Annotated in this window: 25 protein-coding genes and 2 pseudogenes; 11 read left to right on the forward strand and 16 right to left on the reverse strand. The window is 70.9% G+C overall.

Annotation, left to right across the window (positions count from 1 at the left end):
* The first annotated feature begins 134 nt into the window (after positions 1-134).
* Positions 135-887 (forward strand): SDR family oxidoreductase, encoded by a 753-nt coding sequence (locus ATK36_RS01360; protein ID WP_098509465.1) that lies wholly within the window; start codon positions 135-137, stop codon positions 885-887.
* The gene (locus ATK36_RS01365) at positions 884-1654 is read left to right on the forward strand and encodes an SDR family oxidoreductase (RefSeq protein WP_098509466.1); all 771 of its coding nucleotides are present in this window, start codon (positions 884-886) and stop codon (positions 1652-1654) included. Before ATK36_RS01360 ends, ATK36_RS01365 begins: the two co-directional genes overlap by 4 nt.
* 74 nt (positions 1655-1728) lie before the next feature.
* Here the strand turns inward: ATK36_RS01365 and ATK36_RS01370 are convergent, their stop codons facing one another.
* The 6 genes from ATK36_RS01370 to fabG are packed head-to-tail and all read right to left on the reverse strand — an operon-like array spanning position 1729 to position 7510.
* Positions 1729-2823: an acyl-CoA dehydrogenase family protein gene (locus tag ATK36_RS01370; protein WP_098509467.1), complete on the reverse strand. Its 1095-nt coding sequence runs from the start codon at positions 2821-2823 to the stop codon at positions 1729-1731.
* On the reverse strand, positions 2820-3992 hold the full coding sequence (locus ATK36_RS01375) for an acyl-CoA dehydrogenase family protein (protein WP_098509468.1): 1173 nt from the start codon (positions 3990-3992) through the stop codon (positions 2820-2822). The genes ATK36_RS01370 and ATK36_RS01375 overlap by 4 nt, the downstream gene beginning before the upstream one ends.
* Positions 3989-5212 (reverse strand): acyl-CoA dehydrogenase family protein, encoded by a 1224-nt coding sequence (locus ATK36_RS01380; protein WP_098509469.1) that lies wholly within the window; start codon positions 5210-5212, stop codon positions 3989-3991. The genes ATK36_RS01375 and ATK36_RS01380 overlap by 4 nt, the downstream gene beginning before the upstream one ends.
* Complete coding sequence (locus tag ATK36_RS01385; RefSeq protein WP_098509470.1) at positions 5212-6237, reverse strand: phosphotransferase family protein; 1026 nt, start codon at positions 6235-6237, stop codon at positions 5212-5214. The genes ATK36_RS01380 and ATK36_RS01385 overlap by 1 nt, the downstream gene beginning before the upstream one ends.
* Positions 6238-6291: 54 nt before the next feature.
* Positions 6292-6744: a MaoC family dehydratase gene (locus ATK36_RS01390; protein WP_098509471.1), complete on the reverse strand. Its 453-nt coding sequence runs from the start codon at positions 6742-6744 to the stop codon at positions 6292-6294.
* A 4-nt stretch (positions 6745-6748) separates the two neighbouring features.
* Complete coding sequence (gene fabG / locus ATK36_RS01395; RefSeq protein WP_098510253.1) at positions 6749-7510, reverse strand: 3-oxoacyl-ACP reductase FabG; 762 nt, start codon at positions 7508-7510, stop codon at positions 6749-6751.
* Positions 7511-8407: 897 nt separating this feature from the next.
* Between fabG and ATK36_RS31900 the strand changes: the two genes are divergently transcribed.
* Entirely contained in the window at positions 8408-8581 is a 174-nt protein-coding gene (locus ATK36_RS31900) for a hypothetical protein (protein WP_170069537.1), read from the forward strand.
* Positions 8582-8738: 157 nt separating this feature from the next.
* Here ATK36_RS31900 and ATK36_RS01400 read toward each other — a convergent pair whose 3' ends face one another.
* Both ATK36_RS01400 and ATK36_RS01405 read right to left on the reverse strand, forming a co-directional pair.
* The gene (locus tag ATK36_RS01400; RefSeq protein ID WP_098509472.1) at positions 8739-9806 is read right to left on the reverse strand and encodes a J domain-containing protein; all 1068 of its coding nucleotides are present in this window, start codon (positions 9804-9806) and stop codon (positions 8739-8741) included.
* A 134-nt stretch (positions 9807-9940) separates the two neighbouring features.
* The gene (locus ATK36_RS01405; RefSeq protein WP_141544338.1) at positions 9941-12100 is read right to left on the reverse strand and encodes an IS4 family transposase; all 2160 of its coding nucleotides are present in this window, start codon (positions 12098-12100) and stop codon (positions 9941-9943) included.
* Positions 12101-12255: 155 nt separating this feature from the next.
* On the opposite strand from ATK36_RS01405, the gene ATK36_RS01410 reads away from it, so the two are divergent.
* The 3 genes from ATK36_RS01410 to ATK36_RS01420 all read left to right on the forward strand — a co-directional run bounded on the left by ATK36_RS01410 (position 12256) and on the right by ATK36_RS01420 (position 14608).
* The gene (locus ATK36_RS01410; RefSeq protein ID WP_098509474.1) at positions 12256-12627 is read left to right on the forward strand and encodes a hypothetical protein; all 372 of its coding nucleotides are present in this window, start codon (positions 12256-12258) and stop codon (positions 12625-12627) included.
* Between the two features lie 54 nt (positions 12628-12681).
* Complete coding sequence (locus tag ATK36_RS01415) at positions 12682-13959, forward strand: cytochrome P450 (protein ID WP_098509475.1); 1278 nt, start codon at positions 12682-12684, stop codon at positions 13957-13959.
* A gap of 85 nt (positions 13960-14044) precedes the next feature.
* Positions 14045-14608 (forward strand): dihydrofolate reductase family protein, encoded by a 564-nt coding sequence (locus ATK36_RS01420; RefSeq protein WP_098509476.1) that lies wholly within the window; start codon positions 14045-14047, stop codon positions 14606-14608.
* A gap of 523 nt (positions 14609-15131) precedes the next feature.
* Here ATK36_RS01420 and ATK36_RS01425 read toward each other — a convergent pair.
* The 6 genes from ATK36_RS01425 to ATK36_RS01450 all read right to left on the reverse strand — a co-directional run bounded on the left by ATK36_RS01425 (position 15132) and on the right by ATK36_RS01450 (position 18966).
* Complete coding sequence (locus ATK36_RS01425; protein ID WP_098509477.1) at positions 15132-15959, reverse strand: LLM class flavin-dependent oxidoreductase; 828 nt, start codon at positions 15957-15959, stop codon at positions 15132-15134.
* A 117-nt stretch (positions 15960-16076) separates the two neighbouring features.
* Entirely contained in the window at positions 16077-16313 is a 237-nt protein-coding gene (locus ATK36_RS01430) for a helix-turn-helix domain-containing protein (RefSeq protein WP_098509478.1), read from the reverse strand.
* On the reverse strand, positions 16313-16804 hold the full coding sequence (locus tag ATK36_RS01435) for a DUF2975 domain-containing protein (RefSeq protein WP_098509479.1): 492 nt from the start codon (positions 16802-16804) through the stop codon (positions 16313-16315). The genes ATK36_RS01430 and ATK36_RS01435 overlap by 1 nt, the downstream gene beginning before the upstream one ends.
* A 76-nt stretch (positions 16805-16880) precedes the next feature.
* A complete protein-coding gene (locus ATK36_RS01440; protein ID WP_098509480.1) occupies positions 16881-17459 on the reverse strand; it encodes an ArsR/SmtB family transcription factor in 579 nt (192 codons plus the stop codon).
* A gap of 133 nt (positions 17460-17592) precedes the next feature.
* The gene (locus ATK36_RS01445) at positions 17593-18561 is read right to left on the reverse strand and encodes an RluA family pseudouridine synthase (RefSeq protein ID WP_098509481.1); all 969 of its coding nucleotides are present in this window, start codon (positions 18559-18561) and stop codon (positions 17593-17595) included.
* A gap of 12 nt (positions 18562-18573) precedes the next feature.
* A complete protein-coding gene (locus ATK36_RS01450; protein ID WP_098509482.1) occupies positions 18574-18966 on the reverse strand; it encodes a DUF5313 domain-containing protein in 393 nt (130 codons plus the stop codon).
* 148 nt (positions 18967-19114) lie between these two features.
* Here ATK36_RS01450 and ATK36_RS01455 point away from each other — a divergent pair, with 148 nt between their 5' ends.
* Positions 19115-19573 carry a MarR family winged helix-turn-helix transcriptional regulator gene (locus ATK36_RS01455; RefSeq protein WP_098509483.1) on the forward strand — a complete coding sequence of 153 codons (459 nt, stop codon included), beginning with the start codon at positions 19115-19117 and terminating at the stop codon, positions 19571-19573.
* A 29-nt stretch (positions 19574-19602) separates the two neighbouring features.
* Here ATK36_RS01455 and ATK36_RS01460 read toward each other — a convergent pair whose 3' ends face one another.
* Positions 19603-21183, reverse strand: a complete 1581-nt coding sequence (locus ATK36_RS01460; RefSeq protein WP_245914154.1) for an MDR family MFS transporter — start codon at positions 21181-21183, stop codon at positions 19603-19605.
* 59 nt (positions 21184-21242) lie between these two features.
* On the opposite strand from ATK36_RS01460, the gene ATK36_RS01465 reads away from it, so the two are divergent.
* From ATK36_RS01465 to ligD, 4 genes and pseudogenes are all read left to right on the forward strand, one after another.
* Positions 21243-22385, forward strand: a complete 1143-nt coding sequence (locus tag ATK36_RS01465; RefSeq protein ID WP_098509485.1) for a DUF1015 family protein — start codon at positions 21243-21245, stop codon at positions 22383-22385.
* Positions 22386-22457: 72 nt separating this feature from the next.
* A pseudogene (locus tag ATK36_RS01470) lies at positions 22458-23291 on the forward strand (ATP-dependent DNA ligase); the annotation flags it as partial.
* 498 nt (positions 23292-23789) lie between these two features.
* Positions 23790-24023, forward strand: a pseudogene (locus tag ATK36_RS01475) (ATP-dependent DNA ligase); the annotation flags it as partial.
* Positions 24020-25030, forward strand: coding sequence for a non-homologous end-joining DNA ligase (ligD, locus tag ATK36_RS01480; protein WP_098509486.1), 1011 nt, complete (start codon positions 24020-24022; stop codon positions 25028-25030). The pseudogene ATK36_RS01475 and the gene ligD, both read left to right, overlap by 4 nt.
* Positions 25031-25090: 60 nt before the next feature.
* Here the strand turns inward: ligD and ATK36_RS01485 are convergent, their stop codons facing one another.
* Positions 25091-25360, reverse strand: a complete 270-nt coding sequence (locus tag ATK36_RS01485) for a hypothetical protein (RefSeq protein WP_098509487.1) — start codon at positions 25358-25360, stop codon at positions 25091-25093.
* Positions 25361-25408: the final 48 nt, after the last annotated feature.

Genomic DNA, 25408 nt, shown 5'->3' on the forward strand with positions numbered 1-25408 from the left:
ACTTCCGTGGTTGCCCTCCGTGTTTTCCCGGTTGCGGGCGGCGGGCAGGGTTTTGAGTGTGGGCGAACCCCCGATAGGCTGGGTAAGCAACCGCTTAGCCGCCTCGTGTGCGGCAGGATCAGGAGGCTTGTTTCGTGAACTCGTTCAAGGACCGCGTGGCCCTGGTGACCGGGGCCAGCCGGGGGATCGGGCTGGGTATTGCCAGGGAGCTGGTGGCGCGAGGAGCGCGGGTGTGCGTCACCGCGCGCAAACCGGAGCCGCTGGCCGAGGCGGTGGCCGCGCTGGGCGGGGACGAGCACGCCCTCGGGGTGCCCGGCAAGGCGGACGACGAGGCGCACCGCGCGGACGCGATCGCGCAGGCGATCGCCCGCTTCGGGCGGCTCGACATGCTGGTCAACAACACGGGGATCAACCCGGTCCACGGGTCCGTGCTGGACGTCGAGGAGTCGGCCGCGGCGAAGATCATGGCGGTCAACGTGCTCGCGCCGCTGGCGTGGATCCGGCTGGCCCGGGACGCCTGGATGGGCGAGCACGGCGGGTCGGTGGTCAACGTCGCCTCGGTCGCCGGGCTGCGGGCCTCGCCGGGGATCGGCATCTACGGGGTCAGCAAGGCCGCGCTGATCCGGCTGACCCAGGAGGTCGCCGACGAACTCGGCCCGCGGATCCGGGTGAACGCGGTGGCGCCGGCGGTGGTCAAGACCAAGTTCGCGACCGCGCTGTACGAGGGACGGGAAGAGGAGGTCGCCAAGGCTTATCCGCTGAAGCGGCTGGGGGTGCCCGAGGACATCGCGGGGGCGGTCGCGTTCCTGCTGTCCGAGGAGGCCGGCTGGGTCACCGGACAGACCTTGGTTCTCGACGGCGGCCTGACCCTCGGCGGTGGCCTGTGAGCGCAGGTGTCGTGGTCACCGGCGGCGGGGGCGGGATCGGCGCCGCGATCGCCCGCCGGTTCGCCGCGGACGGGGCGCGGGTGCTCGTCGCGGACCTGGACGGGGACCGGGCCACGGAGGTGGCCGCGGAGATCGGCGGGACCGCGTTCGGCGGGGACGTGGCCGGCGAAGCCGGCGTGGCGCGCCTGGTCGCTGCGGCCCGCGAGGCTCTCGGCGAGATCGACGTCTTCTGCGCCAACGCCGGAGTCGCGCCGTTCGGCGAGAAGCACGCGACCGAGGACGACTGGGCGGCTGCCTGGAACGTGAACGTGATGGCGCACGTTCGTGCCGCCCGTGCGCTGCTGCCCGCGTGGCTGGCACGCGGTGCGGGACATTTCATCGTCACCGCCTCCGCCGCCGGGCTGCTGACCAGCCTGGGCTCGGCGCCCTATTCGGTGACCAAGCACGGCGCGGTGGCGTTCGCCGAATGGCTCTCCGCGACCTACCGGCACCGCGGCATCACCGTGCAGGCGATCTGCCCGCAAGGGGTGCGCACCGCCATGCTGGAGAGCGCCGGGGAACGCGGAGAGCTGCTGATGGGCGCGGCGGCGATCGAACCGGACCAGGTTGCCGACGCCCTGTTCACGGCGATCGAGGAAGGCCGCTTCCTGGTCCTGCCGCACCCCGAGGTCGCGGACTACTACGCCGCACGGGCCGCCGACCCGGATCGCTGGCTCGGCGGCATGAACAAGCTGCAGCGGAAGCTGGAGCAGCTTCCCGACGCATGACCCGCTCCGGCGCTGTGGCGCTGTGAAGGGGCCCTTCACGGACTCAGAGTCCGTGAAGGGCCCCTTCACAGCCCTCACCCAGGCAGGTCGACCAGTTCGGCCAGCCGTGTCCGGTGGCGGCCCGGGGTGCCGAAGGCCAGCTCGTCGCTCTTCGCGCGCTTGAGGTACAGGTGCAGGGGGTGTTCCCAGGTCATCCCGATCCCGCCGTGTAGCTGGACGGCCTCTTCGGTGGCGTGCACGGCGACCGGTGCCGCGCGGGCCTGGGCGACGGCGACGGCGATCGGGACGTCGTAGCCGCCGGCGAGGGCGTCGGCGGCGTAGCGGGCGGTCGCGCGGGCGTTGACCAGCTCGGTGTACAGGTTGGCCAAGCGGTGTTTGAGCGACTGGAAACCGCCGACCGGGCGGCCGAACTGGTACCGGCCCTTCAAGTACGTCACAGTCTCGGTCAGTGCCCATTCTGCCAAACCGGTCTGTTCCGAGGCGAGCAGGCCCGCCGCGGTCGAGAGGGCACTGTCCAAAGCGGACTCGGCGGCGGGGCCGAGGACGATCGGCCGGGCGGTGGCGCCGGAGAAGGTCACGTCGGCGATTCGGCGGGTGAGGTCGAGGGGGACGACTTCGGTGACCGTCGCTGCGGAACTGTCCACGGCGTACAGGCCCGGACCATCCGAAGTGGACACTGCAGGCACCACGAACGTCGCAGCCGCCGAAGCGTCGGCCACGGTGCGGACCTGGCCGGTCAGGGTGCCGTCGGCGCGGACGGTGGCCGGAAAAGGCGAACCGGGGGCGGTGGTGAGCGGGACGGCGAGTGCGGCGGTCAGCTCTCCGGAGGCCAGCGGGGACAGGAGTTCGTCGCCGGTGGGCAGCAGGGCCGCGGTCGCGAGGACCGCGCTGCCCAGGAACGGCACCGGTGCCACGCTGCGGCCCAGTTCTTCGAGCACGACGGCGGTCTCCCGGGCCGAAGCACCGTGCCCGCCCAGCGATTCGGGCACCATCAGCCCGGCGGCGCCCAGGTCGGCGGCGAGTGTCCGCCACAGGCCGAGGTCGTACGGCTCGGTCGATTCCGTTCGCGCGAGCACGGCCGCGGCATCGGCCCGGTCGGTCAGCAGCGCACGCACGGACGCGCGCAGATCCTCTTCGACGTCGGAGTAAAGCAGGTCCGGCGAGTTCATCGCGGCAGGTCCTTCCAGGCGACGTCCTTGTCCACCCGCGGCTCGGACGGCAGCCCCAGCACGCGTTCGGAGATGATGTTCCGCAGCACCTCGGACGTGCCGCCTTCGATCGAGTTTCCCTTGGCACGCAAGTATCGGTACCCGGCTTCACGGCCGGTGAAGTCGACCGACTCGGGGCGCCGCAGCGTCCAGTCGTCGTAACGCAGGCCCTCCTCGCCGAGCAGCTCGATTTCCAGCCCGCTCAGCTTCTGGTTCAGCTCGGCGAAGGCGACCTTCATCGCCGAGCCCTCCGGTCCGGGCGCGCCGGCGGTGAGCTGCTGGCGCAACCGGTCACCGGCCAGCCGCAGTGATTCGGCCTCCACCCACAGCTGCACGAGCCGGTCGCGCAGCTGTGGGGTGCGCAGCTCGGGGCGTTCCCGCCAGGTCTTGGTGAGCACCCCGAGCATGCCGCCCTCGCGGGGCTGAGCGACCGCGCCGATCGAGACCCGCTCGTTCATCAGCGTGGTCTGCGCGACTTTCCAGCCCTCGCCGACCGCGCCGAGCCGGTGCGCGTCGGGGATCCGCACCTCGGTCAGGAAGACCTCGTTGAACTCGGCCTCGCCGGTGATCTGCCGCAACGGCCGGACCTCGATCCCCGGCGCGGTCATGTCGCACAGGAAGTACGTCATGCCCTGGTGCTTGGGCACGTCCGGATCGGTGCGGGTGACGAGGATGGCCCACTGCGCGTTGTGCGCGCCGGAGGTCCACACTTTCTGCCCGGTGACGACCCAGTCGTCGCCGTCGCGGACGGCCCGGGTGGCCAGCGCGGCCAGGTCCGAGCCCGCGCCGGGCTCGCTGAACAGCTGGCACCAGACCTCCTCGCCGGTCCACAGTGGACGGAGGTGGCGCTTGCGCTGCTCGTCGGTGCCGAAGGCGAGGATCGTCGGCCCGGCCATGCCGAGGCCGATCGTGTTCCGGCCCGGCTGGTTGTCCGGCGCGCCCGCTTCGGCGAACGCGGCGTCGACCCCGGCCTGCTCGGCCCGGGGCGCGGCCTGCCCGCCGAGACCCGGTGGGAAATACACCCAGGCGAGCCCGGCGTCGAACCGGGCGCGCAGGAAGTCCAGGCGTGGCAAGGTCTTCGGGTCGTGCGCGGCGAGGAACTCCGCAACCTGGTCCTGTAAAGCGGTCACCGGGCGGCCTCCGCGCGGTACTTCTTCAGCTCCCGGTGCGCCAGGGACCGCTTGTGTACTTCGTCCGGCCCGTCGGCCAGCCGCAGCATGCGCGCGGCCGCCCACAGCTCGGCGAGCGGGAAGTCCTGGCTGACGCCCCCCGCGCCGTGCGCCTGGATCGCCTTGTCCAGGATCCACTCCACGTCGCGCGGGGTGGCGATCTTGATCGCCTGGATCTCGGTGTGTGCGCCCCGGTTGCCCACGGTGTCCATCAGCCACGCGGTCTTGAGCACGAGCAGCCGCAGCTGCTCGATCCGCACGCGTGATTCGGCGATCCAGTCCTGCACCACCCCGGCCTCGGCGATCGGCTTGCCGAACGTCTCGCGGGTGAGCGTGCGCCGGCACAGGGCCGCCACCGCGCGTTCGGCCATCCCGATCGCGCGCATGCAGTGGTGGATACGGCCGGGGCCGAGCCGCGCCTGCGCGATGGCGAACCCGGAACCCTCCTCGGCGAGCAGATTGTCCACCGGCACCCGCACGTCCTCGAACCGCACCTCGGCGTGGCCGCCGTGGTCGCCGTCGGTGTAGCCGAACACGTGCATGCCACGCTCGACGGTGAGCCCCGGCGTCTCCCGCGGGACGAGGATCATGCTCTGCTGCCGGTGCGGCTCGGCTTCGGGATCGGTCTTGCCCATCACGATGAAGATCGCGCAGTCCGGGCTCATCGCGCCGGAGATGTACCACTTGCGGCCGTTGATCACGTACTGGTCGCCTTCGCGGCGGATGCTGGTGGCGATGTTGCGCGCGTCGGAGGAGGCGACCTCCGGCTCGGTCATCGCGAACGCCGAGCGGATCTCCCCGTCCAGCAACGGCCGCAGCCACTGCTTGCGCTGCGCCTCGTTGCCGAACATGGCGAGGACTTCCATGTTCCCGGTGTCCGGGGCGGCGCAGTTGAGCGCGACCGGCGCGAGGTGCGGGCTGCGGCCGGTGATCTCGGCCAGCGGCGCGTACTGGAGATTGGTCAGCCCGGCACCGTGCTCGCCGGGCAGGAAGAAGTTCCACAGACCGCGTTTCCGGGCCTCGGCCTTGAGTTCCTCGACGATCGGCGGCGCCGTCCACGGGTCGCTGCGTTCGGCGATCTGCTGCTGGAACACGGGTTCGGCGGGGTAGATGTGCGAATCCATGAACTCGAGCAGCTGTTCGCGCAACTGCTCGGTCCGGGCGTCGAACGCGAAGTCCATCACTTCTCCTCTTTGAGCGTCTCGTTGCCGTACGCGATCAGGCGGGTGACCCCGTCGCCGATGCCCTCGAAACCCGCGCCAACGGTCTGGCCCTTGCTGTGGCGGTAGTAGATGCCTTCCAAGATCACGGCGAGCTTGAAGAAGGCGAAGCTGACGTACCAGTTGAGCGCCGACACATCCCGCCCGGACCGTTGTGCGTAACGGGAAATGACCTCGTCGGTGCTTGGGTAGCCCGGTGCGGAGCTGGCGTTGGACACCATCTGCAGCGAAACCGTGTCGCGCTCGGCGTACGCGATCAGCAGCGCCACGTCGGTGAGCGGGTCGCCGAGGGTGGACATCTCCCAGTCGAGCACCGCGGTGACCCGGTCGCCGGAGCCCACCAGTACGTTGTCCAGCCGGTAGTCACCGTGCACAATGGACGGACGGCCGGACGGCGGCAGTTTCGCGGCCAGCCGGTCGTGCAGCTGATCGGCCCCGGGCAGCTCCCGGCTGCGGGAACCGTCGAGCTGCTTCTTCCATCGCCGCAGCTGCCGCTCCAGAAACCCGTCCGGACGGCCGAAATCGCCGAGCCCGGCGGCTTCGGGATCCACCGCGTGCAGCTCGACCAGGGTGTCCACGAGCCCCTCCGCGATCGCCCTCGTGCGCTTCTCGCCGACCTTCGCCAGCTCGTCGGCCGAGCGATACGGCGTGCCCTCGACGAACTCCATCACGTAGAACTGCGCGCCGAGTACGTCCGGGTCGGTGCACAGCAGGACTGTCTCGGGCACCGGGACCGGCGTGCCGGAGAGCCCGGTCATGACGCGGAACTCGCGGCCCATGTCGTGCGCGGTGGGCAGGACGTGCCCGAGCGGCGGGCGGCGCACCACCCACCGGCCGACGCCGTCGCCGACGATGTAGGTGAGGTTGGACCGGCCGCCCTGGATCACCTCCGCGGTGAGCTCGCCGGCGACCAGTCCGGGCCGCTCGCGGTCGAGATGGGCACGCAGCCGGGACAGATCGAGTCCGGGTGGGTCGGTGCGGGTCATCGGGGCCTCCTGACATGCGGTACCGACTGGTCGATGGGGGCGAGCACGAGGGGTTCAGGCGATCAGCCGGGCGACCGTTTCGGCCACGCAGGCGGGCTTGTCCTCGCCCTCGATCGCGACCGTCCAGCGCACCACGGCCTGTTTCCCGCCGGGCGCATCGGTGATCTCGATCAGGTCGGCTCCGCCGCGGACCCGGGAGCCGACCTTCACCGGCTGTGGGAAACGCACCTTGTTGAGCCCGTAGTTGACGACCAGGCGCAGCCCCTCGACCCGGTACACCTGCGGGCCGAACATCGAGAGCAGGGACAGGGTGAGGAAACCGTGCGCGATCGTGGTGCCGAACGGTCCCTGTGCGGCCTTGTCCCGGTCGAGGTGAATCCACTGATGGTCACCGGTGGCGTCGGCGAACTGCTGCACCTGCTCCTGGGTCACGGTGTGCCAGTCGCTCTCGCCCAGGTGCTCGCCGGTCGCGGCGCTGAATTCGGAGAGATCGGAGAACGTGCGCATCGGGTCAGTCCTTCGGTCCGCCGGCCACGTAGATCACCTGGCCGGACACGAAGCCCGCGCCGTCGCTGACCAGGAACGAGGCTACGTTCGCGATGTCGTCCGGGGTGCCCACGCGGCCGACCGGGATCTGCCCGGCGGCGGCCGTCTTGAAGTCGTCGAAGGACACGCCGACCCGCTGCGCGGTGGCGGCGGTCATGTCGGTGGCGATGAACCCGGGCGCGATCGCGTTCGCGGTGACCCCGAACTTGCCCAGCTCGATCGCGAGGGTCTTGGTGAAACCCTGCATGCCGGCCTTGGCCGCGGCATAGTTGGCCTGCCCGCGGTTGCCCAGCGCGGAGGTGCTGGACAGGTTGACGATCCGGCCCCACTTCTGCTCGGTCTGGTACTTCTGCACCGCGCGGGTCATCAGAAACGAGCCGCGCAGGTGCACCGACAGCACCGAATCCCAGTCCTGCTCGGTCATCTTGAACAGCAGGTTGTCCCGCGTGATGCCGGCGTTGTTGATCAGCACGGTCGGCGCGCCGAGTTCCCCGGCCACCCGGGTCACCGCGGCGTCCACCTGCTCGGCGTCGCTCACGTCGAGCGCGACGCCCACCGCGCGGCCGCCGTCGGCGATGATCGCCTCGGCGCCCTTGCGCACGCCCGCCTCGTCCAGGTCCAGCAGGCCGACGGCGAACCCGTCGGCGGCGAGCCGGCGCGCGACCGCGGCACCGATACCGCGACCGGCGCCGGTCACGATGGCTACGCGGGAGGGGGAATCGGTCACGGTGCTCTCCTCGTCTTCGAGAATCATCGTCATCTTCGGGAATCGTCGTCGAGAACCAGCGTGCCGGTGCGCGTGACCGGCCGAAAGCGCTCGATGAGGGCTTTCGGCGGACCGGTACCGCCACCAGCGGACTAAGCGTACGCTTATTACGGGTGACACGCGAGTGCGGTCCTCCGGCCCGCCTGCTCCGGCCGGCTACCCGCGCGGCTCCGATACCCCGGCGGATCTCACCCGTCCGGCGGCCCCCGGCTCCGGTCGGCAAGGCTGTGAAGGGGCCCTTCACGGACTCTGAGTCTGTGAAGGGCCCCTTCACAGACCTTCCGCGGGTGGTGCGGGGCGGTCCGCGGGCACGGTGGCCATGGCCCCACCCTTGCCGCCGCGGCATGGGTTCGGGGTGAGCGGCGCGGGGGGAGTACGGCCGCGAGGCCGCTGTGGACGCGGGTGCGCCGCCCGGATACCGTAGCGCGCTTCGCCCGCCCGGCGTACGCACAGTCCACAGTGGATGGTGCGAGGATCGGCCGTACGGCCGGGATTCGCCACGGCGGGCGGCGAAGTATGGATGATCTTGGTGACGATTGGCAAGGCCGCGTGCGAAGGTCTCGACCATCGTCGGGTCACCGAAGATCGAGTCATCGACAAGGTCCGGCGCGCCTGTGATTCTCGGCTTTCACGCGCGACCGACAGAAGATGATCCCGGCGACCCGTTCGGGCTTCTCATGTGGCAGACACTCCTCGTCCCCCCGGCCGGCGCCTTCCGCCCGGCAGCCGTGGAACGCGGCGGAAGCGCGCGAAGACCACCGGCCTGATCAGGTCACCGCCTGCTGCTCTCCGGTCCGGGACCGGGGCCTCGTACCCCGCGCGCCTGCTTGAACCGCGGGCACTTCTCCCGGGCAGACCGTGTACGACACGCGGTACAGCAAGAAGCATCCGGTCGTCCCGCAGGACCCGATGTACCTGGTGATCCAGCAGGAACCCGGCCCGTACGGCGCGCCGGGCTGGATCCCGGCGCCGGACGCGTCCACTCCGGACCGGCTCGCGGTGCACGTCGACTGGGTGCGGGTGTACACCTGAGCAGGTACGCGCCGAGGGGTGCCCGGGGCCGGGAACGGATCGTCGTACCGAGGGCGTCGGCTGGGCTGGTGCCGGTGCTGCCCGAGACCGCAGCCGTCCGCCCGGCCGGCTCCGGGCGTGGGGCCGTCCGGTGCACGGCCGTGGCCTGGCAGCCCGGTCAGGCCGTCCGCTCGGGCTGCCCGGTGACCAGCCCGGTCAGCGCCCGCAGCGTCTCGTGGTCCACAGTGGACGGTTCGGCGGACAGCCAGCCGCCGATCTCGTGCAGGAACTGCACCGGGGTCAGCGGCGGCGCGGGTTCGCCGTGCGGGTCCGCGGTGCTCAGCTCGCCGGCGCGGCTGGGATAAAGGATCATCGCCCCGCGCAGCGCGATGCCGGGGAGCAGGTCGCGGTACCGGTCGAGGCTTTCCGGCAGCCGGCTGCCGCCGCCGCGGAACAGCCGGCCATTGCGCAGCAGCCGCCCGTCCTCGGCGGTCTCGTAGTGCCCGGGGAGCCACTGTTTGGATTCGATCAGCACCAGCCGCCGTCCGCAGAGGACAGCGTGGTCCACGTCTGCGAACACCGAACCCGGCCAGGAGAGCCCGTGGAAGATCCGCGCGCCGGGAAACCGGGTCAGGTAGCGTTCAAGCAGCTCCGCGGTGAGCCGTTCGGCCAGCTCGTCGGCCTCGGTGCCCGGACTGCCGAACACTGTCGTGCCGCCGAACTCCCCGGCGTACTCGTGCTGGGCGCGGCGGGCGCGGAGGAACCCGCGGGCCAGCCGCTGCACCAGCAGCGCGGTCCCCGCGGTCAGCGTCAGCCACACGATCAGCACCGGAGCAGTGAACTCGACGCCGGTCAGCAGCGGCAGCAACACCAGGACCAGCCCGGCGACCGCGGCCACCACCGGCGTGTGGCCCGGGCTGCGCCGCCTGCCATGCCGCATTCGCGAATCCTCGCCGGCGGCCCCCCACCAGGCCAGGTCCTCGGGCGCCGGCTCGGGCGGCTCCGGCACGAAGCCCGGCTCCTCGCTGAACCGCCGCCGCGCGCGCACTTTGAGCGCCGCCGCGTCGTACTGCGCACGGCGGCCCGGATCCCCGAGCGTTTCGTAGGCTTCGCCCAGCAGCTGGAAAGTCGCGGCGCTGCCCCCGGCGTCCGGATGGCGCGCCTTGGCCAGCCGCCGGTACGCCGCCTTGATCTCCGGGGCCGACGCCGTCTTCCCCACACCGAGCACCGCGTAGTAGTCGGGCACGTTCGCGTTCCACCTCCGCCGGGCTGCCGGGGCAACGATATGGGGTCGGCGAACCCGCGGACCACCCACCTCCGCCGCGCGCCGGAGGTAACTCTGGTAAGGCTTTCCGGCGCAAACTTCCCGGGGAATCGTTTTCAGGTTTCCGGAGTTGCGAGCAGGTTCGCCACCAGCGCCGCGGCGAGCCACGATTCGTACTCGCCGGGGGGCCAGCCCGCCTCGGTGACCAGGCTGCCGTGCACGCCGTCACTCATCAAGGCGATGGCGATGTCCACGGCGCGGGGGACGACCTCGTGCCCGCTCTCGCGGATGCGTTCGACGACCCGCTCCACGCCGAGCCGGTTGCGGCGGGCGCCTTCGGCCTTGGTGGCGGCGAGATCCGGTCCACCGCCGCCCCGGAATCGAGGATGGCGAGGATGTCGCCGCACTGATCTCCGCGGGTGCGACGACGCCGCAATACGTGACACCGGTGGCGAAACCGTCGCCCGGGCGGCTGCACTACGTCGTGCAATGGGGTGGCGCGGCGCCGAAGGCCGAGGACCGCCACCGGGTCGGCCTCTCGTTCGCCGCGGAGGGATTCCGGCCGGCGAATCCTTCGCCACCAAGGAAAGCGAACTCGCGACCGTGCGGGATGTGCTGCACACCGATCCGGCCGACACGATGCCGGTGGCGATCGAAGGTCTGTGAAGGGGCCCTTCACGGACTCTGAGTCCGTGAAGGGCCCCTTCACAGACCCGAGACCAATGCCAGGAACTTAGGTCGGTTCTGGGTTGGTGTGGTGTTGGTTTGGTTGTGGTGGGTGGTGTTGTTTCTGCTGTGGGCAGGATGTGGACCTGGTAGCTGGCTTTGGTGCTGGTCGGTTGCGGGGTTTTGCTGCGGTGGGGGTAGCGCGTGGTGGTGCGTTTGAGTGCTCGGGGGTAGACGCGGTGGTGGGTGTGGACGGTGATCAGCTGTCGGCATAAGTCCTGGGCCACCCATTGGAGGTGTCGGGATGTGTCGGCGGGTGTGGTAGTGATCGCGTGTTCGGCGGCGTCGCGGGCGGAGGTGAAGGAGATCCGGGACGGGTCGAGGTTCTGGGTGAGCGCTGCGTGGCTGATCAGCAGCCGGATGGCCTGGTAGACGATCAGGGTGGCCCAGAGTTCCTGCTGGGCGCGGATCGGGGTGTGGCCGCGCAGGGGCCGCTTGGCCAGCAGCGTGGTTTTGATCTCTTTGATGCCGGTTTCGGCGGTCCAGCGGCGGGCGTAGAGGGCGACGAGCTGGCCGGCGGGTGCGTGTGCGGGGTCGAGCAGGCTGGTGACCAGCCGGTATTTCTCGGTGCGGGTGACGCCGTCGACGGTGACGGTGATCAGTGCTTCGACCACCCGGACGACGATGCCGTTGATCGGGCGGGGCGTGGGCGGGCGGTGCCCGCGTTGCTTGTTGCGGCGCACGTTGCGCGCCCAGCGGCGGGCGTCGGCCGGGGCGTGGAGGGTGGACAGCCAGGACCCGTCCGGCAACGCGTGCTGCACGGGCAGCTTCGGGGTGTTCTGCTTGGCCCGCCACAGCAGATGCGCGCCCCGTTCCCGCGCCGCGGTCCACAGTGGATAGCCGAGGAAGCAGCGGTCGGCCAGCAGCAGCATCCGGTCGTGCAGCCGGGGCAGCAGCTGATAGGCCAGGGTGGGCTCGCCCTGGCTCAGCGGGCCGGTGACCGCGCCGAGCAGACGGCGGCTGCCACACGACAGCAGCACCAGCACCCGGATCTTGGACGGCCCGCGGGCCACGCCTGTGCGGTGATGGGGCGGGAAGTGTTCACGGTTGGCCGCGGTGTCGGCCGGCTCGACCTCGGTGCCGTCCCAGGCACACACCTCCAGCCCGAACGCGTGCGACCACGGCCTGTTCCGGGTAGGCGCCGCCCGCGCCAGCGCGCCGAACAACAACTGGAAGGGCACCACGCCGATCCGGTCCCGCAGCTTGGTCAGCGCCGTGCTGGCCGGCGGCCACCAGCCCAGCACGGACAACCGGGGCAGACTCTCCTGCGAGAACATCGCCCTGATCGTCGCGTTGCCGGACTTGGTGCGCAGCAGGCACAACGCGAGCACGAAGTACACGCCCAACCGCGACGGCAGTGCCCGGAACCGCCGTTCGTCCCGGCCGGCGACGGCCAGCGCCTCATCAACCAGCGCGGGCGGGACGACCCACGACAGCAACCCCAGCCCGGCCTGTGACAACAACCGACCCACCGGCGAGGACCAGCCCGAGGGCATGACACCATGAACGGACAACGAGGCTCCTGGCTTGCTGATGATCTCGACAATCACCAGCTCTAGCCGGAGCCTCGTTGCCTATCCACACCACCACGCCGATCACACCCAAACCGTGATCAACACCACCCACCAGACCTTAAGTTCCTGGCATTGGACCCGAGACAGGGCTGGCGCACACCACGAGGTGCCGGATTCTCGGGGCGCTGACCGTGGATTACCGGCCGGCGGCCGACCTCACCACGACGTCGAAAGCGGGCGATCAGGCGCTCGCGCTGCACATCGGGCATACGGCGTTCAGCGGTGCCGGATCCCGTGCACCGATCAACTCCGCGGCCGTCTCGGTGTCCTTCGACGACGGGGCCACCTGGCAGCCCGCGAAGATCACCGGCGCGTCCGGCGATTACCGCGCCACGTGGCGGAATCCGCCGGAGCCGGCCGGGAAGTCGCCGTCGCTGAAGGTGACCGCGCGGAACCGGGCCGGGAACGCGATCACCCAGACGATCACCGGTGCCTACACTGTGGCGCGGCCGGCCGCCGGCACTCCGAGCGAGACCGGTCGGTGGCGTTCCGCACCCGCGTGACCAGGGCCTCCGCCGCTGGCAGGTGGTCAAGGAGAGTGCGGTAGGGTCGCGGCCATGGGGAGTCTCCGTTCGCGTGTCCTCGCCTGGGCCGGCCGCCGGTACCTTGCACGCCAGCAGAAGCGCGGCTTCGACCTCGAGAAGATGGCGCTGCTGCCGGACGCCGCGCTCATGCCGTTGCGCCGGGAAGGCCTGGACCCGGTACACGAGCTGGGCCGTCGCCGGGAAGAGGCGCCGATCAGCAAGCTGGACCTGCCCTTCGGCATGAACGCTTGGCTGGTCACCGGGTACGAGGAGGCCAAGGCCGTACTCGGCAAGGTGACCGAGTTCAGCAACGACTTCACCAACCTGGTCGGCAGCGCCGGGGTCACCGAGGACCAGGATCCGGGCGGGCTCGGGTTCGCCGATCCGCCGGTGCACACCCGGCTGCGCAAGCTGCTCACGCCGGAGTTCACCATGCGGCGGCTGTCCCGGCTGACCCCGCGGATCGACGAGATCGTGGCCGAGCAGCTGGACGCGATGGCCGCCGCGGACGGGCCGGTGGACCTGTGGGAGGCGTTCGCGCTGCCCATCCCGTCGCTGACCATCTGCGAGCTGCTCGGAGTGTCCTATGCGGACCGTGCGGACTTCCAGCGGCTGAGCACCGCGCGGTTCGACTTGTTCGGCGGTGCGGGCGCGTCGCTCGGCGCGATCTCGGAATCGCTGGTCTACCTGCGCGAGATCGTGAAGAAGCAGCGCGCAGAGCCCGGCGACGGCCTGCTCGGCATGCTGATCAAGGACCACGGCGACGAGATCTCCGACGAGGAGCTGGCCGGCCTCGCCGACGGCGTGCTGACCGGTGGCCTGGAGACGACTGCCAGCATGCTCGCGCTGGGTGCGCTGGTGGTCCTGCGCGACCCGGCCGCCTTCGAGGCGGTCCGCGGCGACGAGGAGTCGGTGCACAAGTTCGTGGAGGAGCTGCTCCGGTACCTGACCGTGGTGCAGATGGCCTTCCCGCGTTTCGCCAAGCAGGACCTGGAGATCGCCGGCGCCCACATCGGCGAGGGGGACATCGTGCTGGTGTCCCTCTCGGTCGCCGACCGCGACCGCTCCCTGGGCGCGGGCGACCTGGACCGCTTCGACCCGGCTCGTGAGCCGACCTCGCACCTGGCCTTCGGCTACGGCATCCACCGCTGCATCGGCGCCGAACTGGCCCGGATGGAACTGCGCGCGGCCTACCCCGCCCTGGTCCGGCGTTTCCCGGACCTGCGCCTGGCGGTGGCCCCGCAGGACCTGGAGTTCCGGAAGGTCTCGATCGTGTACGGGCTCGATTCGCTGCCGGTCCTGGTCAAGTAAGGGCGACCCGGCCCGGCCTGACCGCGGATTCTGTCGCGCCGTGGTGTCCTGTACCCGGAATACCGACTCACGGGAGGCGGCCGCCATGCGGAAACTGACCTTCGGCATGAACCTGAGCCTGGACGGCTACATCGCCGCGCCCGGTGACGACATCGGCTGGAGCGTGCCCAGCGACGAGCTGTTCCAATGGTGGTCGGACCGGGTCGCGGAGACCGGCCTGGCGCTGTACGGGCGCAAACTGTGGGAGACGATGAATTCCCACTGGCCGACCGCCGCCCAGCAGCCCGGCGTCACCCCGGCGGAGATCGAGTTCGCCCGGCGCTGGCTGGACATGCCGAAGGCGGTGTTCTCCTCCACGATCGGCACGGTCGACGGGAATGCCCGCCTGGTCACCGGCGACGCGGTCGCCGAGATCACCCGGCTCAAGGCGGAGGAGGGCGGCCCGCTCGACATCGGCGGCGCCACCCTCGCCGCGGCGGCGATGCGATCCGGGCTGATCGACGAGTACATACTGGCCACCGCGCCGGTCCTGGTGGGCGGCGGCACCCCGTTCTTCACGGCCCTGGACAACTGGGTGAACCTGACTCTGGTGGAGACCCTGACGTTCCCCGACGGCGTGCTGCTGACCCGCTACGAGACCCGTCGCTGAGTTCCCGTCGGCAAGGCTGTGAAGGAACCCTTCACGGACTCAGTCTTTGTGCCCCGCTGGGGCGCCTGGTTCAGGGTGCAAATAGGCGCCTCAGCAGTCCCATGGGAACCACGTGCCCCAAGAGGGTGATTTGGTACCTATTTGCGGATCAATAACCCGGGCCGCTGCGCTGGGCCGCCGTGGAGGCGTATTTTTCGGGTCAGAGTCCAGGGTGTCGGCAAAGTCGGTGCGGGGTGTCCTGCGCAGACTGCGGAGGTCGTGAAGGGGCCCTTCACGGACTCTGAGTCTGTGAAGGGCCCCTTCACGGACCCGGGACAGGTCCGGCGCACACCACGAGGTGGTCGAGCGTCTCGGACACCTCTGCTTCGCCTGCTGCCGGGCGTGATCGACGAAGAGGGCAGGTGTCGTCGATGATGCGCGGCAGCCACGGCTCTCTCTGCTGATCACGGGTCCCGACCGACTTTGCCGGGACCCTGGACTCAGAGTCCGTGAAGGACCCCTTCACGGACTCTCCCTTCACGGCCTATCGTCCGGACAGTTCGGCGACGGCGGGTGCGAGGGTAGCGGCGGCCTCGGCACCGACCACGAAGTAGGAGAAGCCGCACTCCTCCCGTCGCCGCTGGATCTCCTCGGCAGCGGCGGAGGGATCACTGGGCAGGAAGGCCAGCGAGTCCGCGGCCCGGACGGCGGCAGGGTCGGTGCCGGGGGCGGACATGAAGGCGGCGACCGAATCGCCCACCACCGGTACGTGCAACGCCAGTTCCGCACCGCGCGGGTTCTCGAAGCGTTGTACCCGCTGCATTGTCGCGGCCCGCGTCTCGATCTGGGGCATCACGAAAGTCACCGTGTCGGCGAGTTCCGTGGCGAGTGCCTGTGCCTTCGGGCCGCCCACGACCATGACCACCGGGGTGTGCCGGTCCGGGCCGTCGAGGTCGCGCAGGGCGGCGACGATGTCACGCACCTGGCTCGGCCGCTGGCCGACCGGGGTGACCGGCAGGCCCAGCTCACGGAGCTGGTCGGCGATTCCGGGCCGGCCGGTGCCGATGCCCATCTCGAACCGGCCCTCGGTGAGCACGGACAGCGAGTGCGCCTCCCACGCCGTGATCCACGCTGGCCGCACAGGGGATGCGTACACCCAGGTCCCCACGCGCAGACCGGTGATCGTCGCCGCCACGGCGAGCGCCGGACCCGGTGCCGGCTGCAACTGCGGCACATCAGGCATCAAGATCGTCGAGTAACCGCTGTCGGCCAGCCCGCGGAGCTGATCACGCCACGCCGGCAGGCCATCGGTGATCGGCGCGACGACCCCGAACCGCAACGGCCTGACCTCGCGCGTCGAATTGCCCGTCATGGTGAAGTCCCTTCCCCTTGCGGCCCGGCCTGGTGCCGGCCTCTCCTATCTTCGACGAACGAGCCACAGTGCATTCGACACGACACGGCAAGGAATCCGGCGCGACAGTCGCCCCGATCAGGCTGAGCGTGGCGCCCGTTCGCCGGTGTCCTCGGCTTCCCAGCGCAGCAGTTCGCCCGGCTGACAGTCGAGCACCTCGCAAAGCGCGGCGAGCGTCGCGAAGCGCACCGCCTTGGCACGGCCGTTCTTCAGAACCGCCAGGTTGGCCGGCGTGATCCCGACGCGGTCCGCGAGTTCGCCTACGGACATCTTCCGCCGGGCCAGCATCACGTCGATGTCGACCGCGATCGGCATCAGATCACCTCGTCCAGCTCCGCGCGCATCCGCGCCGCTTCGCCGTCGCGCGCGACGGCCTGGGCGAGCAGCATCCGCAGGACGAGCACGATGAGCGCGACCCCCAGGATGGCCACGCCGATCCCGCCCATGATCAGGGTGACGCCCGGGTCGTCCCGCTGACCCGGAGCATTGACGGCCGTGACCGCGAACCACACGAGGGCGGCCGCCACGATCGCGCCGATCACGATGTCCACGTACCGGAAGGCGGCGGGGGAGAACACGGTTCCGCGTCGCACCATGGTCACCAGTCGCCATACGCAGACCAGGGTGACTTCGACCGTCACCAGGCCGAGGATCGTGATCAGGCGCAGCGGGGTCAGCGGGAGCGATCCGTCTTCCGGGTCGTTCCCGCTGATCACCGTCCACGCCATCAACACCTGCACGAACACGGTGCCGGTGAGTACCAGCACCAGCACGGCGCGCAGCGCCTGCACGGTCAGCTTGCCCATGATCCGCCCTCCATCGATTTGCGATGGGAATCTATCGTAAATCGATAGGTCAGGGAACGCATTTGTTCGGCGGATGTCACTCCGCGGGCTTCGGATGGGCCACCACGACGAGCCGGTGCGCGCGGGCGTCCGGGGCGGATTCGTCGTGGTAGCGCGAAACGAGGTCGGTCACCAGGGTGCTCAGCTCGTGGGTGAAGGCCGCCCGTTCGCGTGCCGAACGGAAGGAGATCTCCGTGTCGACGGTCAGGGTCGACAGGGGCTTCCCGGTTCGCGCGGCCCGGCGGGCGAGTCCGGAGACCTCGCGCAGGATCCGTCCGGCGACGGCGAGCAGATAGCCGGAGGACAGCCGGTCGGGCTTCGCCGGGGACGCGGCCGCGGCGCCGAGGGCGGCGGGGGAGACGAGGTAGCCGGTCGCGGTCGCGGCGAAGAGCCGCTCGGTCAGCCCACCCCATTGCCGCGTGCCGGCCGGTTCGACCAGGCCGTGCGATTCCAGCGCCCGCAGGTGGTAATGCACTTTCTGCCGGGTCAGGCCGACGCGGGCGGCGAGCGCGGCGGCCGAGGCCGGTTCGGTGAGCGCCGCGAGCAGCCGGGCCCGGACCGGATCCAGTGCGGTCGCCGCGGTGGCCGGATCCTCGATCACTTCGACGTCACGCATGGTTCGAGCCAAGCAGTGACAAACAAAGTCGTCAAGGGCCCAGGTCTGCTGCCGTACATGTACGGTAATTGTGGTTCGAGAGAGACGAGAGAACGGGCCGGGGTCTGATCGAGGCGGTTGAGGGGCGCGGCTGCTACGTGCGAGTGGTGTCAGGTGCCGGAGCCGGCATCGGCGGGGCCGCCCACTCGTCCGGTGAATCCCAGGCGGACAGTCGTCTGCGGCTGGTGAACCGGCGGTGCTCGCCGGTCAGCGGGTCGGTGAATTCGAGCACTTTGGCCAGCAGCTGCAACGGTTTCGTGAAGTCGTCGAGGGGCTTTTCCCTCAGCTGTGGATAGAAATCGTCGCCGAGGATGGGGATTCCCAGTCCGCTCAGGTGTACGCGCAGCTGGTGCGTGCGTCCGGTGGCGGGCCGCAGCCGATACCGGCCGAGTCGGTCGCGCTGCTCCAGAAGCTCCACAGTGGACTCCGCGTTCGGCGGTCCGGCCACCTCTTGCGCGGCCAGTACGCCGCGCTCCTTGATGATCCGGCTGTGTACCGTGCGGGGCAGCGAAAGCTCCGGGTCGTACCGCGCGATCGCCTCGTATTCCTTGTGTACCAGACGATCCCGGAACATCGTCTGGTACGCCCCACGTGCGGACGGGGTGATCACGAACAGCACCAGCCCGGCGGTGACCCGGTCCAGCCGGTGCGCGGGGGACAGCGCGGGCAAGCCGAGATCGCGGCGCAACCGCACCAATGCCGTCTCCAGCACGTGCCGTCCGCGCGGGATGGTCGCGAGGAAGTGCGGTTTGTCCGCGACCAGCAGATGCTCGTCGCGGTGCAGCACGGTCACCTCGAACGGCACGGGCACCTCGTCCGGCAGATCGCGGTGGAACCAGATGAACGTGCCCGGTTCAAACGGCGTGTCCACGCCCAGTGGCCCGTGTGCGCCGTGGATCCGCTCCTCGCGCAGCATCTGCTCGATCCGCTCCGGGGTGACCCGTGGCAGCCGCTGCACGAGGTGGTCGAGCAGGCTGGTCCACGGGCCTTCTTCCGGCAGCCGGAGCCGCGCCGGTTCGAGGCCATGCCGCGGCGGGATCGGGGGCGGGAGCTTGCGTCTCATCGGCTCCCGAGTCTAGTCGCCGGGCTGCTGACGGTAGGTCGCGATGTACCGGGTGGTCGCCTCGGCGTCGGCTTGGGCGGCCTTCTCGCGGCGGATCCGCTTGCCGGTGCCGGGCGGGAAACCGTTGCGGGACAACCGATGGTCGATGCTCTCCTCCATGTACGCGCAGGAGTAGAAGTACGCCACGAGCGCGGCCATCAGCACGATCGCCAGCCGCAGCGGGAGGGGTGCCGGCAGCAGCAGCCAGACCAGGCACAGCGGCGCGATGCCCACGCTGCTGCGCAGCACGTGCCGGGCTTTCCAGTGCTTCGATGTGGTGTCGTGCAGCAGCCAGTCGTGGTAACGCTCGGGCAGCCGTCCACCTGCCGCGTACCGGAACCAGCGGAACACTCCGGGACGGTCCATCGTGCCTCCTCCACGTGTGCCGAGCTTGCCGAATCTGCCGAGTCTGGCGGCGAGAGTATCCTAATGATTAGTACACTAACTATTAGTGTGGTGAAGGCCGCGGGCGGGGCGCGCTAGGGTGGGCGTCCCGGTGGCAGGAGGAGGACGGGTGGCCGAGATCGACCTGGGCGAGGATCCGCTGAAGCTCGACCGTCAGGTGTGCTTCGCGCTCTCGGTCGCTTCGCGCAGCGTGATCGCGATCTACCGGCCGTTGCTGGAGCCGTACGGGCTCACGCATCCGCAATACCTGGTGATGCTGGCGTTGTGGGAGAAGGCGCCGCGCTCGGTGAAAGACCTGGGTGCGGCGTTGCGGCACGAGCCGGCCACGCTGTCGCCGCTGCTCAAGCGGCTGGAGGCGATCGGGTACGTGACCCGTGGGCGCAGCCGTGCCGATGAACGGCAGCTGACCGTGGACCTCACCGGCGAGGGGCGCGCGCTGCGGGCCGAGGCCGAGAAGATCCCGTACCGCGTGGTGGAAACGCTCGGGATGGAGGTCACCGAGCTGGAGGCGCTGCACGCCGCGCTCGGCCGGGTCATCGAGGCGACCGCGCCCGGGTCGACCGGCTGAGACGACCGCCCGCCGGACTGCCTCTCGCGTCAGTCCGGGAAGGTCAACGGCTGGGTCCGCCGGGGCATCAGGATCAGCGCGACCACGCCGATCGCGGCCACGCCCACGATCGCGAGGAAGACGTAGTGCGTGGCGACGCCCAGCGAGTCCCGCATATACCTCCCGATCGCGGAATGGTCGGGGGTCCCGCCCAGCACGCGGCTGGTCGCGTCGACCCCGGAGGGCAGGTGCCCGGCCACGTCCCGGGGCGCGTCCGCGAACCGCGACGCGAGGGTGGCGTTGGCGATCGCGCCGAACACCGCGGTGCCGACCGCGCTGCCGAGCGAACGGCTGAACATGTTGGTCGCCGTGACCACCCCTCGCCGTTCCCAGCCGACCGTGGACTGCACCGCGACGACGGTGGGGCTGGACATGAAGCCGAGCCCGATGCCGAGGACGAAGGCCGAGCCCGCCGCCTCCCACACCGGCGACGACGGGCCGAGCGAAGCGGTCAGCACCGCGCCGGCGACCGCGAAGCCACTGCCGATCAACGCCGTGTCGCGGAACCCGATCCGCAGGTAGATGCGCCCGGACAGGGACGCCGCGATCGGCCAGCCGATGGTGAGTGCGGCCAGCGCGAACCCCGCGGTCAGGGCGTCGGTGCCGAGTACGCCCTCCGCGTAGGCAGGCAGGAACGAGCTGAGTCCCAGCAGTACCGCGCCCACCACGAGGGCCACCAGATTGCCGCCCACGAGCGTCCGCCGGGTGAACACCCACAAGGGCAGCACCGGTTCCGCGGCACGCCGTTCCACCAAGACGAACGCGACCAGCAGCACGATCGCCAGCGTGAACGCGGCGACGCTCGGAACCGACTCCCAGCTCCACGCCACGCCGCCTTCCAACAGCGCCAGGATGAGCAGCGTGCAGCCGACGGTGAGCAGTGCCGCGCCGCGATAGTCGACACGGTGGCGGGTGCGTTCGACACGCTCGGTGAACTTGCGGTACAGCATCCATGCGGCGATCGCGCCGAGCGGCAGGTTGACGAAGAAGATCCAGCGCCAGCTGAGATATTCGGAGAACACCCCGCCGAGAGCCGGGCCGATCACCGAGGCGACCGCCCACACCCCGGCGACGTAACCCTGCACCCGCGCGCGCTCTTCGACGGTGTACAGATCACCGATCATCGTCATGCTCATCGGCTGCACGGCGCCGGCCCCGATACCCTGCACGGCGCGGGCGGCGATCAGCACCGGCATACTCCACGCCACCCCGCAGAGCACCGAACCGAGCAAGAACACCGCGATGCCGAAGAACATCACGGGACGGCGGCCCAGCACGTCGGCGAATTTCCCGTACAGCGGCACGGTCACCGCCTGCGTCAGCAGATAGACCGAGAACAGCCAGGGGAACTGCGAAAATCCGCCCAGATCGCGGACCACCGAGGGCACCGCCGTGGCGATGATCGTGCTGTCGAGCGCGACCAGCCCGGTGGACAGCATCACCGCGATCAGCACCGGGCCGCGGGCCGAGCGCAGGCCGACGGCGCTCTTGCGCCCGGCCGGACCCGCAGGGGTCGAGGTGATCTCCGGGGAACCCATGTCCGGCGACAACCCCGCCGGGGCGGCTGGCATTCCCCAGAGCCGCCCTGGCGCAGGATGATTGCGCGGGGCCCGCCAGCCATGATGGGGGCATGGACACGTGGGTGCGGCCGATCCGCCGCGGGTGGGTGGTGCGCGGCGAAGTGCCGGGCCCGGACGTCGACGAATTCGCTGAACCGGACGCGGTGACCGCGGCGCTGGCCTCCCCGGCCGGGGCAGGGGACACGCTGCTGGCCGCGCAGCATCCGGCGCGCACGCCGGCCGCGCTGGCCGCGGGGCTGGATCCGGTCGCCGCGGTGCCGCAGGCGCGCGCGATGCTCGCCCGGCTACGCGCCGAGCATTACCGCGCATTGAGCGGATTCGTGGCCGCGTACCGGATCGACGGGGGCGCTGTGTCCGGGCTGCAGTGCCTGGTCGACATCCGTGGGCTCAACGCGGGCATCGCGCACGTGCGGCACACCGAAGAGGTCTACCCGGAGGTGGTCGCGGAACGGGCGGCCGTGCTCGCCGGGCTGGGCTGTGCGACAAGCGCCGCATTGCTGGTCCCGGTGAACGACGGCGTCGCGCTCACCGAAGCGGTCGACGCTGCCGCGGCCGGCCGCCCCGACGTGTGCACCGTGGACCACGCCGGACGGGTGCACGAGGTGTGGGTGGTGCCCTCCGGACCTGTGCAGGAACACTTGCTGCAGGCGGCTTCCGCGGCGGACCTGCTGGTCGCGGACGGCAACCACCGGGTCGCCGCCGCGGAGGCCACCGGTTCGCTGCTGGCCCTGATCACCGCGGGGCCACGGCTGGCGATCGAGCCGATCCACCGGGTGCTCACCGGCACCGGGTTCACCGCCGACCAGCTGGCCAAGGCCTGGCAGGAAGCCGGGCTCACCGTCACGTCCTCGGCGGACCGCACGCCGCCGCGGGTCCCGGGTACCGCGGTCGTCCTGGCCGGGGAAACGGTCCTGCACGTGCGGCTCCCGGACGGCGGCCCGCTGGTGATCGACCACGAAGTGGTGGAGCGGGTGCTGTTCGCCCAGGCACTGGGCCTGCCCGTGGACGGACCGCACCTGCGTCCGCTGATGGCCGGGCGCCCGGTGCCCGAGGAGGCCGACGCCGTGGTGCAGCTGGCCCCGGTGCCGTTCGAGACGGTCCGCGCGGTGCACGCGGCCGGGCGGCGGATGCCGCGCAAGGCCACCTACTTCACCCCGAAACCCCGCGGTGGCCTGGTGCTGGCCGATCTGTGACCGTGGCGCCGGCCCACCCGTCAGGAGGGAAAACGCTGCAGGTCAGCGTCCGTCCGGCTTAGGATCGCGGATGTGCAGCTGCCTGTGATGCCGCCGGTGCGGCCGATGCTCGCCAAAGCCGTGCGCGAAGTGCCGCGTGCGGCGGGGCTGCGGTACGAGCCCAAATGGGACGGGTTCCGCTGCGTGGTGTTCCGCGACGGCGACGAGGTCGAACTGGGCTCCCGCAACGACCGGCCGCTCACCCGGTACTTCCCGGAGCTGACCGGGCTGCTGCGCGAGGCGTTGCCGCCGCGGTGCGTGGTGGACGGGGAGATCGTGCTGGTCACCTCGCGCGGGCTGGACTTCGGGGCGTTGCAGCTGCGGCTGCACCCGGCGGCCAGCCGGGTGCGCAAGCTCGCCGCGGAGACCCCCGCCAGCTTCGTCGCGTTCGATCTGCTCGCCCTCGGCGACGACGACCTCACCGGGGAACCGTTCGCCCGGCGGCGGGACCTGCTGGAGGGAATCCTCGGCGCGCCCGGGGCCGGGTTGCGGCGGGTGCACCTGACCCCGCTCACCACCGATCCGGACGTCGCGCAGGACTGGTTCACCCGGTTCGAAGGCGCCGGATTCGACGGCGTGATGGCCAAACCCGCGGACCAGCCCTACGAACAGGACCGCCGGGTCATGTGGAAGGTCAAGCACGAGCGCACCGCGGACTGCGTCGTCGCCGGATTCCGCTGGCACAAGGACCGCCAGGGCATCGGCTCGCTGCTGCTCGGTCTGTACGACGACACCGGGACGCTGCACCACGTCGGCGTCGCCAGCAGTTTCACCAAGGCCCGGCGCGGCGAGCTGGTGGCGGAACTGGCGCCGTGGCGGGAGAACGCGCTGGACGGGCATCCGTGGCGCAGCTGGGCGGAATGGCAAGGCGCGGGGGAGAACACGTCGACGGAGGATGCCGCGGCGAACACGTCGACGGATGCGGCGCCGGGGAAAGGCACGTCGACGGAGCGGGATGCGTCCTCGGCGGGGGAAGGCTCCTCGGCGGAGAGTGACGCTGCCGGGGTGGGAGGTACGTCGCCGGAGGAAACCGCCGCCGCGACGGACGGCACCTCGGCGGAGCGGGACGCTGCCGCGGTGGGAGGTACGTCGCCGGAGGATGCCGCTGCCGCGACGGATGGCAGTTCGGCGGAGCGGGACGCTGCCGCGGTGGGAGGTACGTCGCCGGAGGATGCCGCTGCCGCGACGGATGGCAGTTCGGCGGAGCGGGACGCTGCCGCGGCGGGAGGCACGTCGCCGGAGGAAGCCACTGCCGCCACGGAAGGCACGTCGCCGGAGGAAACCGCCGCCGCCACGGACGGCACCTCGGCGGAGCGGGACGAGACCGCGGGACGGGACACCTCGGCGGACCGGGCGGAAACCGTGCGGCGCCCCGGCGCGAGCAGCCGGTGGGCGCCGGGCAAGGATCTCAGCTGGGAGCCGCTGCGTCCGGAGCGGGTGGCCGAGGTGCGGTACGAGCACCTGCAGGGCGGCCGGTTCCGGCACGGCGGGCGGCTGGTCCGGTTCCGGCCCGACCGGGATCCGGAGTCCTGCACCTACGCCCAGCTGGCCGAAGCACCGCCCGCCGAGCTGGCGGACCTGTTCGGGGAGGCGAAATGACCGGGGTGGCACTGGAAGTCGACGGGGTCGAGCTGACCGTCTCCAGTCCGGACAAGGTCTACTTCCCCGAGCGCGGGGAGACGAAGCTGGACCTCGTCCGCTACTACCAGGCCGTGGCCGGTCCGCTGCTCGCCCGGCTGGGTGGCCGTCCGCTGCTGCTGGAGCGTTATCCGGACGGGGCGGGCGGGAAGTCGTGGTTCCAGAAACGCGTGCCGAAGACGGCACCGTCCTGGCTGACCACGACGGTGGTGTCCACCCCGAACGGCACGACCAGTGACGCGCTGGTCGCGGTCGACCTCGCGCACGTGCTGTGGGCGGTCAACCAGGGCTGCCTCGGTTTCCACGTCTGGCCGAACCGCGCGGACTCGCCGGACATCGCCGACGAGCTGCGGATCGACCTGGACCCGTCGCCCGGCATCGGGTTCGCCGAACTGCGTGAGGCGGCGGTGCTGGTCCGCGAATTCCTTACCGGGCTTGGCATCGAGGCGCAGGTGAAGACGTCCGGCTCCCGTGGCCTGCATCTGTACGCCATCCTCGAACCGCGGTGGGACGGTTACCAGGTCCGGGCCGCGGCCGTCGCGCTCGCCCGCGCGCTGGAGCGCCGGCATCCGGACCTGATCACCGCACAGTGGTGGAAAGAGGAACGCGGCAGCCGGGTGTTCGTGGACTTCAACCAGAACGCGCCGCACAAGACCGTGTTCGGTGCCTGGTGCGTGCGTCCGCGCGCGGGCGGCCAGGTGTCCACCCCGATCGGCTGGGACGAACTCGCGACCGTCGACCCGGACACGCTGACGCTGGCCACCGTCCCGGCGCGGCTCGCCGACCACGGCGACCCGTGGGCCGGGGCGAACGACCGTCCACAATCGATCGAACCGCTGCTGGAGCTGTCGGCCGCGGATCTGGCGAACGGCCTGATGGACGCGCCGTGGCCGCCGGTGTACCCGAAGATGCCGAACGAACCGCCGCGGGTCGCGCCGAGCCGGGCGAAGAAGGAACCCAAGCCGTAAACGGGTTTCCGCGCCCCGCGCCCCGCGCCCGCAGGCCGAGCCGGCCCGGCGCGGGTCGCATCAGCCCAGCTGCAGGTCGAACGCCAGCTGCTCCAGCTCGCCGGACGGAACGGGCGCGCCGGACAGCGTGGCCGCGCACGCCGGGCACGGGCTGAGGTGCCCGGTACCCGGCGCGGTCAGGTCGATCGGGGTCCAGCTGCGCGAATCCCGTGCGCCGCACGCGGACCGGCGGTAGCGCAGGTCGTCGGATCGGGTCATCAGATGGGCGACCGGGTGCTCCTCGGGCAGCGCGCCGACGAGGTACCACCGGGCCGTGCTCGCCTCCACCATGGAACTCCTCCTCCGGGGAGACCGGTTCGAGTTCTGCGCGCACCTCCA

The organism is Amycolatopsis sulphurea (genome assembly GCF_002564045.1).
Lineage (GTDB): Bacteria > Actinomycetota > Actinomycetes > Mycobacteriales > Pseudonocardiaceae > Amycolatopsis > Amycolatopsis sulphurea.